Raw genomic sequence first — 10,316 nt, forward strand, 5'->3', positions numbered from 1 at the left:
GGTGGCCGACGAGCTCAACCCGAACGGTCGCGTCCGCCTCGACGCGTCTGCGCTCGCGATGCAGCGGGTCCGCCGCTTCACACGATTCCGGCTCCAGCCGGCGCTGTACTCGGAGACTCGCGCGGTCGACATCAGCGCCTGGACGGTCGCCGGGGAGCCGGTGCCGTTCGCCGAGGCGCTGACGCGCACCTTCGAGCCGATGGCGCTCGGCGACCCGTGGGGTCGCCCTTGGGACACGGTCTGGTTCGACGTCCGCGGCGAGGTCCCCGTCGAGTGGGATCCCGAGGAGGCCGAGCTCGTCGTCGACCTCGGCTTCACAGCGGAGCTGCCCGGCTTCCAGGCCGAGGCGACGGCGTACCGGCCGGACGGATCGATCGTGAAGGCGGTGGAGCCTTTCAACGCGTGGGTGCCGCTGCCCGCGCCCGGTCCCTTCCGTCTCCTGCTCGAGGCTGCTGCGAACCCGCTCATCCAGGTGCCTTACGAGTACGAGCCGACGCCTCTGGGGGACCGCGCCACTACGGGCGACCAGCCCCTCTACCGGCTCGCCCGCCTGGAGGTCGCCCGGCGCGACCTCAGGGTGTGGGACCTGCTGCAGGACGTCGCGACGCTCGACGGCCTCGTCGACGTGCTCCCGCTCGGCGTTCGGCGCGAGGAGATCGTGCATGCCCTCGAGCGCATGGTCGACGTGATGGATCCCGACGACGTGGCCGGCACCGTCCAGCACGGACGCGCGGCGCTTGCGCCCGTGCTCGCTGCTCCCGCCGCGGCGAGCGCGATCCGCGTGTCCGCCGTGGGCCATGCGCACATCGACTCGGCCTGGTTGTGGCCGAGCCGCGAGACGGTGCGCAAGGTCGCCCGCACGTTCTCCAACGTGCTGGATCTCATCGACCGGCATCCGGAGTTCGTGTTCGCCGCCTCCTCCGCGCAGCAGTACCTGTGGCTGCAGGAGAGCCAGCCCGACCTGTTCGAGCGGGTGCGCGCCGCGGTGAGGGCGGGCCGGATCCGCCCTGTCGGCGGCATGTGGGTCGAGTCGGATACGAACATGCCTGGCGGCGAGTCGCTCGTCCGGCAGTTCCTGCAGGGCAAGCGGTTCTTCCTCGAGGAGTTCGACCTGGAGAGCGACGAGGTGTGGCTGCCGGACTCCTTCGGGTACAGCGCCGCCCTGCCGCAGATCGCCCGGGCCGCCGGGGCGCGGTACTTCGTGACGCAGAAGCCGTCGTGGAACGAGACGAACCGCATCCCGTTCTCCACCTTCCAGTGGGAGGGCATCGACGGCACGAGGATCTTCACCCACCTGCCGCCGGCCGACACCTACAACTCCGATCTCGGGGCGCTCGACCTCGCCCGGGCGGAAAGCACCTTCAGCGAGAAGGCCGTCGCCCGGGAGGTGCTCGGCCTGTTCGGCTGGGGCGACGGCGGCGGCGGCCCGACCCGCGAGATGCTCGCGCAGGCGATTCGGAAGCGGGACCTCGAGGGCTCCCCGCGGGTGACGCTCACCGACCCGCACTCGTTCTTCATCGCCGCGGAGGCCGAGCTCCACGACCCGCCCGTCTGGCTCGGTGAGATGTACCTGGAGCTGCACCGCGGCACGCTCGTGTCTCAGCAGCGGACCAAGCGCGGGAACCGGCACAGCGAGGCGCTCCTGCGCCAGGCCGAGCTCTGGGCCGCGACCGCGACCATCCTGCGCGGGACGCCCTACCCCGAGGCCGAACTACGGACCGCCTGGCGCACGGTGCTGCTGCAGCAGTTCCACGACATCCTGCCCGGCACTTCAATCGCCTGGGTCCACCAGGACGCGGAGGCGGCGCACGCGCGGGTCGCGGACGACCTGCGCGATGTGATCGCCGGCGCGCTGCAGGCGCTCGTCGGCGACGGCGACCGCCCGGTCGCTGCGAACGCCGGGCCCTACTCCCAGCGGGGAGTCGCCGCGATGGCGATCGGACCCGCCAAGGAGGCGCTCGTCGCGCCGCCTCAGCACGACGGCGCGCTCTACGTGCTCGAAGACTTCTCGCTGCGCGTCGTGATCGACGGCACAGGCGTGCTCGTCTCGATCCGGGATCGCGTCGCCGACCGCGAGGTGCTTCCCGAGGGCATGACCGGCGGCGTGCTGCAGCTGTTCCGCGACACCCCGCGCGAGTGGGACGCGTGGGACATCAACGAGGAGGACCAGCGGTCGGGCCGGGAGCTGCGCGATCCCGTGTCGACCCGCATCGACGGTGACGCCGTCGCGGTCCGGCACGAGCTCGGTGCATCGACGATCGACGTCCGCTTCCGCCTCGTCGACGGACGGCTCGATCTCGCGTTCGACATCGACTGGCACGAGTCTCAGAAGCTGCTGAAACTGGCGTTCCCGCTGGACCTCCGTGCCGACCGGGCCGCGTCCGAGATCCAGTTCGGCCACCTGCATCGGCCGATTCACCGCAACACCTCCTGGGACGCGGCGCGGTTCGAGACCGTCGCGCATCGCTGGATCCACGTGGGGGAGCCGTCCTGGGGTGTGGCGATCGCGAACGACGTCGTCTACGGCCACGACGTCCGCACCGTGTCCGCGCCGTCAGGGCGACCGATGGTGACGGCCAGGCTGTCGCTGCTGCGGGCGCCGAGGTACCCGGATCCCGGTGCCGACCAGGGCGTCCACCGGTTCACCGTGAGCCTGCGGCCGGGCGGCATCCCCGAGGCGATCGAAGATGGCTACCGCCAGAGCCTGCCACTCGAGCCGCTCCGTGGCACTCCTGTCGCCCCTTTGCTCGTGGTGTCCGATCCGGCCGTCGTCGTCGAAGCGGTCAAGCTGGCGGAGGACAGCAGCGGCGACCTCGTCGTGCGGCTCTACGAGGCGCACGGGAATCGGTCGGCAGCGATGGTCACCACGACTGTCGATTGGGCCGGAGTCGAGGCGACCGACCTGCTCGAACGTCCTGCCGCGCAGCACGCGATCCGGGGGACGGGCCTCCGTCGGGTCGAGCTCGACCTGCGACCGTTCGAGTTGCTCACGCTGCGGTTCCGCGCACCGCGCGCGATCTGAGGGGAATGTCGTGCACGAGAGCGACCACTACTTGAACGATGTCGGGCCGGGGCGGGGGCGCCGCCGGGCCGCCCGGTCCTGGCTGAGCTCCGACGCCCCGACGATGTCGCTCGCCGGCGACTGGCGGTTCCGCCTCCTCGCCGGGGTGCCCGGCACGCTTGGCGCACCGGACGTCCTGCCGGCCGACGAGGCGCCCGAGGGCTTCGCCGATTCCAGCTACGACGACAGCGGGTGGGACGTGCTGCCCGTGCCGAGCCACTGGGTGCTGCATGGGGACGGCCGCTACGGCGCTCCGCAGTACACGAATGTCCAGCTGCCGTTCCCGCAGGATCCGCCGTACTCGCCCGACGAGAACCCGACAGGTGACCACCGGCGCACCTTCGAGCTGCCACCCGCATGGCTGCAGCGCGAGCGCTACGAGGCGATCGTGCTCCGGTTCGACGGCGTCGAGTCCCGCTACCGGGTGTGGGCCAACGGCATCGAGATCGGAGTCGGCACCGGGTCGCGGCTGGCGCAGGAGTTCGACGTGACGGAGGCCGTCACCGCGGGGATCAACACCCTCGCCGTCCGCGTGCATCAGTGGTCCGCCTCCACGTATGTCGAGGACCAGGACCAGTGGTGGCTGCCCGGCATCTACCGGGATGTGACCCTGCAAGCTCGGCCCGTCCGAGGCATCGACGACGTGTGGCTGCGCGCCGAGTTCGACCACCGCAGCGGGGCCGGGCTCCTCCTGCCGGAGCTCCGCGTCGGCGACGGCTCCTTCCCGTTGCGGCTCCGGGTCCCAGAGCTCGCGCTCGACGTGGAGTGGGCGGACGCGTCCGCGGTGGCTCCGATCCCGGTCCCGGACGTCGAGCCGTGGACCGCCGAGCGTCCCCGGCTCTACGACGCTGCCGTGACGAGTGCCGATGACGTGGAGACCGTCTCCCTGCGCATCGGCTTCCGCACTGTCGAGGTCGTCGGGGACCGGTTCCTGGTGAACGGTCGCCGGGTCGTGCTGCACGGGATGAACCGGCACGAGACGAACCCGGACCTCGGACGGGGCTTCGACGAGGAGTTCGTCCGCCGAGACCTCGAGCTGATGAAGCGGCACAACGTCAACGCGATCCGCACTGCCCACTACCCGCCGCACCCGCGGGTGCTCGACCTCGCCGACGAGCTCGGGTTCTGGGTGATGCTCGAGTGCGACATCGAGACCCACGCGTTCCACCACGGCGGCAGCCAGTTCGACTCCGGCACCGACGAGTGGATGGACAACCCGAGCGAGGACCCGGCCTGGCGGGCCGCCTACCTGGACCGCATCGAGCGGACCGTCGAGCGGGACAAGAACCACCCGAGCATCGTGATGTGGTCCCTCGGGAACGAGTCCGGCACCGGCGCGAACCTCGCCGCGATGGCCGGTTGGGTGCACGACCGGGACCCGGGACGGCCCGTCCACTACGAGGGCGACCACGCCGGCGACTACACGGACGTGTACTCCCGCATGTATCCCGCGATCGCGGAGGTCACGAGCATCGGCAGCGACTCCACGGCGCTGCTCCTGAATGCCTCGGGCGCGCAGTCGGCGCGGCAGCGGACGAAGCCGTTCCTGCTCTGCGAGTACGTGCACGCGATGGGCAACGGGCCCGGCGGCATCGAGCTGTACGAGGACCTCGTCGACCGGTACCCCCGGCTCCACGGCGGGTTCGTCTGGGAGTGGCGGGACCACGGGATCCGCACCAGGACCACGGACGGCGTCGAGTTCTTCGGCTCCGGCGGCGACTTCGGTGGGACCGGGGTGCACGACGGGCACTTCTGCATGGACGGCATGGTGCTCTCCGACGGGACCCCGACCCCCGGACTGGTCGAGTTCGCCGCGGTGACCGCGCCGGTCCGCTTCGTCCTCGCCCCGTCCGACGGGGCGGTCACAGTCACCGTCCGGAACCTGCGGCACTCGGCCGACACCGGCGACCTCCGCTTCCCCTGGCGCCTGGAGCGCGACGGTCACGGGGTCGCGCAGGGCGTGCTCGATGTCGCCGCGCCGGACGGTGCCGCGCTCGCAGCGGGTGGAGCCGTGGACGTCGTCGTCGTGCTCGACCCGGACGTGCTCGGCACCGGGACCGGCGAGCTGTGGTTCACCGTGTCGGCCGTGCTCGCGCACGAGACCTCTTGGGCCGGCGTCGGCCACGTGCTCGCGTCCGCGCAGACTGCACTGCGCTCCCGTGGGGCAACTCCTGCAGCCCGGCCCGTGGTCCGCGTGGGCTCCGACGAGCGGCCCGTCCGCGGCCGTGCCGCCCTCGGCCCGGCCGAGTTCGTCGACGGCCGGCTCGTGGCGCTCGCCGGTGTTCCCGTGACCGGACCGCGGCTCGAGCTCTGGCGCGCTCCGACCGACAACGATGGTGGCGCCCACATGGGCAGCTACGACGTCAGCGACCCCATGGAGGGCCGCGGCCTGGGCGTTCCCGGGCCGTCCTATGCCGAGCAGTGGCGGAACGCCGGACTCGACCGGCTGCGCTCCCGGGTCGTCGCCGTCCGCAGGACATCCAGGGCGCTCGAGCGGAGGACCCGGTGGGCGGCGGCCGATACGCGGGAGGCCGTCCTCCTCGACGAGCGGTGGACGGTGGAGGACGACGCCGTGCGACTCGTCCTGCACCTCGTGCCGACCTCGCGCTGGACGGTCGTGTGGCCGCGCTTCGGCGTGCGGCTCGACCTGCCGGCCGACGTCGACGGCGCGCAGTGGTTCGGCACGGGACCGGGGGAGTCCTACCCGGACTCGCGCCGCGGCGTCCTCGTCGGGCGCTATCGCGCTGGCATCGAGCAGCTCACGTTCCCCTACGCCTGGCCGCAGGAGAGCGGACACCGCAGCGACCTCCGGCGCCTCGACCTCGAGCGCGGCGGTGACAGATGGCTGCGCCTCGACGCCCGCGAGGACCGGCTCGGTCGCAGGCCGGGCTTCACCCTCGCGCGGCACACGGCCCAGCAGGTCGCGGCGGCGACGCACCAGCACGAGCTGCCGCCGGCAACCTCGTCGTACCTCTACCTCGACGCCGGCCAGAACGGTCTCGGTTCGCGAGCCTGCGGGCCCGACGTCTGGCCCGAGGCGCTCCTCCGGGCCGAGGAGCGCGAGCTCGATCTGTGGATCGCAGCGCTGTGACGCATCGGACAGCAGCCGGTACTCGATCCCGTTCGACTCTCCGAAGGAGCATCCGTGGCTGAAGCCGGCACCCATCGACGCGGCCCCGACGCGTTCATCCATCTGGCCGCAGCCGGCGTCAGCGTGCTCCTCGACGCGACCGACGGGCGGCTGCCGGCAGTCGTGCACTGGGGCCCGTCGCTCGGGCCGCTGACCCTCGCTGATGCCCGCGCGCTCACGATGGCCGCCGAGGAGCCGCGGTCGGGCAACGTCGTCGACGAGCCGGTCCGCGTCGCGATCCTGCCCGAGCACACCGCCGGCTGGCAGGGGAAGCCGGGCCTCGTCGGGCACCACGCCGGCGCCGACTGGTCGCCGCTGTTCACTGTCACGTCCATCGACGTCGACGAGATGCCCTCCGGCGAGCCGCTCATCGAGTCGGGTCCCGCCTCCGTGACCTTCCGGGCGGAGGACTCCGTCGCGGGCCTCGGCGTGGTGGTAGAGGTCGAGCTCCTCGTCAGCGGGCTGCTCCGCGTCCGAGCGCAGGTGCAGAACCGTGCGCCCGAGGTCTACGCCCTCGAGGACCTCCACGTCGTGCTCCCGATCCCACTCCGAGCGCAGGAGATCCTCGACTTCGCGGGGCGATGGGGGCGGGAGCGGGTGCCGCAGCGGCGCGAGCTGGTGGTCGGCATCCACGAGCGGGAGGGGCGCAAGGGGCGGACCGGGCACGACGCGGCCACCATCCTCTCCGTCGGCACGCCCGGCTTCGGCTTCCGGCACGGTGAGCTCTGGGGTGTGCACGTCGCGTTCAGCGGGAACCACCGCCACTACGCCGAGCGTCTCCCGGCGGGAGCGCAGGTGCTGGGCGGCGGCGAGCTGCTGCTGCCCGGAGAGGTCCGGCTGGCTACCGGCGAGGCGTACGAGACGCCGTGGGTGTACGGGGCGTACGGGGCCGGCCTCGACGACCAGGCGCACCGCTTCCACCGCTACCTCAGGAGCCGCAGCACCCACCCCGTCCGTCCCCGTCCGGTCACGCTGAACGTGTGGGAGGCCGTGTACTTCGACCACGACACGCCTCGGCTGCTTGACCTCGCCGAGCGCGCCGCACGGATCGGCGTCGAGCGCTACGTCCTCGACGACGGGTGGTTCAAGGGACGCCGCGACGACCACCGCGGGCTGGGCGACTGGACGGTCGACGAGGAGGTCTGGCCCGACGGGCTCACCCCGTTGGTGGACCGCGTCCTCCAGCTCGGCATGGAGTTCGGGCTCTGGTTCGAACCCGAGATGATCAGCGAGGAGAGCGACCTCGCCCGCGCGCACCCCGAGTGGATCATGCGGACCGGAGACCGGCTGCCCGTCCGAGCGCGGAACCAGCAGGTGCTGAACCTCGCGATCCCGGAGGCGTTCGACCACGTCCTGGCGCAGATGACGGCCATCCTCATCCGGTACGACATCGCCTACATCAAGTGGGACCACAACCGGGACCTCGTCGATGCCGGCGCGCCGCCGCGCGGAGCCGCCGGAGTCCACGAGCAGACCCTCGCCGCGTACCGGCTGATGGAGGCGGTGAAGGCGCGGTTCCCGGGCCTCGAGATCGAAGCCTGCTCGTCGGGCGGTGGACGGGTCGACCTCGGCGTGATCGAGCGGACCGATCGGGTCTGGGCGAGCGATGACACCGACCCGCTCGAACGCCAGCAGATCAACCGGTGGACGATGCAGCTCCTTCCGGCCGAGCTGATCGGCGCGCACGTCGGCGCGGGGATCAACGACAGCACCGGCCGGGCGCACGCGCTCTCGTTCCGTGCCGCCACGTCCCTCTTCGGTCACCTCGGGGTCGAGTGGGACCTCGCGAAGGCGACGGAGCAGGAGAGCAGAGACCTCGCGCTCTGGATCGAGCTCTACAAGCACCACCGGCATCTGCTCCACACGGGCGATCTGGTCCGCGGGGAGGAGATCGATCCGGCGTTCCAGCTGACCGGAGCCGTCTCGACGGACCGGAGCCAGGCGCTGATGTTCCTCGCCTTCCTCGGGCGCCCGGTCGTCTCGCCGCGCGGCCGCCTCACGATCCCGGGCCTGAACCCGGAGAAGCGGTACCGCGTCTCACCGGTGCGGATCGGCACCCCCGATCCGGGCCGCGCCGATCCGGCCTGGTACGGCGTCGATAGTGGGGTCGTCCTGAGCGGGCGGGCGCTCGCCGTCGCCGGGCTGCACCTCCCGGGCTCCTTCCCGGAGCGGGTCGTCGTGCTCCACGTGACGGAGGAGTGACGACGGACCGGGCGTCGGCGCCCTTCCCGGCTCCCGGGTGGGACTCGAGCTCAGCCCCCCCCCCCCCCCCCCCCCCCCCCCCGCTCACGCGGACAGACCGGATGCCAGGAGACGGGCGATCGTGCGCCGCTGATGACACCTCGCCGAGCACCCGAGGCGACACGTCCCAGAAGGAGAGAGCGGACCGGCCGGTCGGAAGCGTGGCCCGCTTCCGGTCTCCGGTGAAGCCGTGATCTCGCGGAGTCCTACTGCTCGTCGGCAGGACGTGCTGCTGTTCGGTGGACCGGTCTGCTCAGGCGGAGACCGCTCAGAGGGGCATCAGCGCATCGGAGTCGTCAGGGTCGGATGATGCGGTCGAGAAAGGGACCGCGGAACAGGCCGTTCCGGTCGCTGCGCTGGACGAGGTCGCGGAAGCGTGGCAGCGCGGAGAACAGTGCATTGATCGCATCGGCGTCGAGCGAGGACATCTTGCCCCAATGCGGGCGCTGGTCGTACGGAGCCAGTGCGGCCTCGATGTCGGGCAGCAGGGAGGCGACCTCCTCGGGGTGCTTGCGCCAGGTGAAGGCGATGCAGAGTACGTCGGCGCCTTGTGACGGGCTCAGCCATGCGGTGTCAGCGGCCATGGTGCGCAGCTCCGCGGTGTGGAGGTGGGGCCGGATGCGATCGCCCATCGCGGCCATCGCCTGAAGAGCGTCCACGGCGTGACTGAACGGGACGAAGTGCTCGCTCTGGATCTCTGAGCCGTTCGACGGGGTGCCATCGATGCGGAAGTGGGGCAGCCTGTCGCACCAGGCGCCGACGGTGCCGTCGACGGGCGTCGAACGGTCGGAGATCGGGCGAGGTGCCATACGGCGGGCGCCGAACAGGTCGTCGGGCACGGCGATGTCTTCGTCGCCGTCCGGGACCCGGGACTTCAGCAGGATCTCGCGGACACGTCCGTCCCACTCCGTGAAGAGGCAGGTGCTGTACGCGGCTGCGAACACCTCGGGAAGGTGCTCGAGGAACACGTCCCACGGCAGGTCGGCGTAGGCGTCCTGCCTCATCCGATACGTCGGCTGCACATCCAGTGTCAGCCTCGTCGTGACACCGAGCGCGCCGAGGGCCACGACGCTGCCGTCGAAGTCCGGCTCGCCGCGTCGCACGACGCGCAGCTCGCCGTCGGCGCTGAGGATCTCCACCGCGGCTACGGCGGAGGACAGTGCGCCGAGGCTGACGCCGGAGCCGTGGGTCGCGGTGGCCGTCGCCCCACCCACTGAGATGTGTGGCAGAGAGCCCATGTTGTGCAGCGCAAGGCCGTGGCGCTCGAGCTCGCGGGCGACCACGCCGTATCGCGTGCCAGCACTGACCGTCGCGCTGCGGCGATCAGGCGCGACCTCGACCTGCACCGGCAGACCGGTCAAGTCCACCAGCAGCCCCGGGCCGTCAGCGACGTCGTTGAAGGAGTGTCGAGTCCCAAGCGGCCGCAGACGGGAGCCTGAGGTCACCAAGTCACGCACCTCGTCGAGGCTCCGCACGCGCACGATGCGTTCCGCCAGGTAGCCGTAGGTCCCAGCCCAATTCAGTTCGTGCGCGACGTCGACCACGATGCGATCATCCTCTTCCGCCGCAAGCGCGAGCCGCGAGCCGGCCGGGAGCTACGACTGTTCGTCAGTCGCGGCCGACCCGGTCGTGAGCGCACGGTGATGACTGGGGTTAAGGGGTCGTCCGCTCAGCCGAGGGAGCGGCGACACGCCGAGTCTCGCCTTGACTCCGCATGAGCGCTTTTGCCCACATTTTGCCCACAAGCGCACGAGAAGTCAGGCATGCGCTAGTGATCCAGCAGAGTGAATCAAGCGTCCGATCAGGAGAATATTTTTGAAGGCTCGGGAACGGCGGGCACCAGTTTCGCCCTCTCACGGCGGTAACGCGGGTTCAAATCCCGCT

Annotated in this window: 4 protein-coding genes; 3 read left to right on the plus strand and 1 reads right to left on the minus strand. The window is 71.4% G+C overall.

What is annotated here, in order from left to right; translation table 11 throughout:
- Nucleotide 1 precedes the first annotated feature (1 nt).
- Genes ABEA53_RS15520 through ABEA53_RS15530 form a run of 3 tightly spaced genes read left to right on the plus strand, consistent with a single transcriptional unit; the run spans nucleotide 2 to nucleotide 8,393 of the window.
- Complete coding sequence (locus ABEA53_RS15520; RefSeq protein WP_425550642.1) at nucleotides 2–3,022, plus strand: alpha-mannosidase; 3,021 nt, start codon at nucleotides 2–4, stop codon at nucleotides 3,020–3,022.
- Nucleotides 3,023–3,032: 10 nt separating this feature from the next.
- Nucleotides 3,033–6,152, plus strand: a complete 3,120-nt coding sequence (locus ABEA53_RS15525; protein ID WP_345482226.1) for a glycoside hydrolase family 2 TIM barrel-domain containing protein — start codon at nucleotides 3,033–3,035, stop codon at nucleotides 6,150–6,152.
- Nucleotides 6,153–6,206: 54 nt separating this feature from the next.
- Nucleotides 6,207–8,393, plus strand: a complete 2,187-nt coding sequence (locus ABEA53_RS15530; RefSeq protein ID WP_345482227.1) for an alpha-galactosidase — start codon at nucleotides 6,207–6,209, stop codon at nucleotides 8,391–8,393.
- A gap of 335 nt (nucleotides 8,394–8,728) precedes the next feature.
- Here ABEA53_RS15530 and ABEA53_RS15535 read toward each other — a convergent pair whose 3' ends face one another.
- A complete protein-coding gene (locus ABEA53_RS15535) occupies nucleotides 8,729–9,976 on the minus strand; it encodes an FAD-binding protein (RefSeq protein ID WP_345482228.1) in 1,248 nt (415 codons plus the stop codon).
- Nucleotides 9,977–10,316: the final 340 nt, after the last annotated feature.

The organism is Amnibacterium soli, from assembly GCF_039544415.1.
GTDB classification, from domain to species: Bacteria; Actinomycetota; Actinomycetes; order Actinomycetales; family Microbacteriaceae; genus Amnibacterium; species Amnibacterium soli.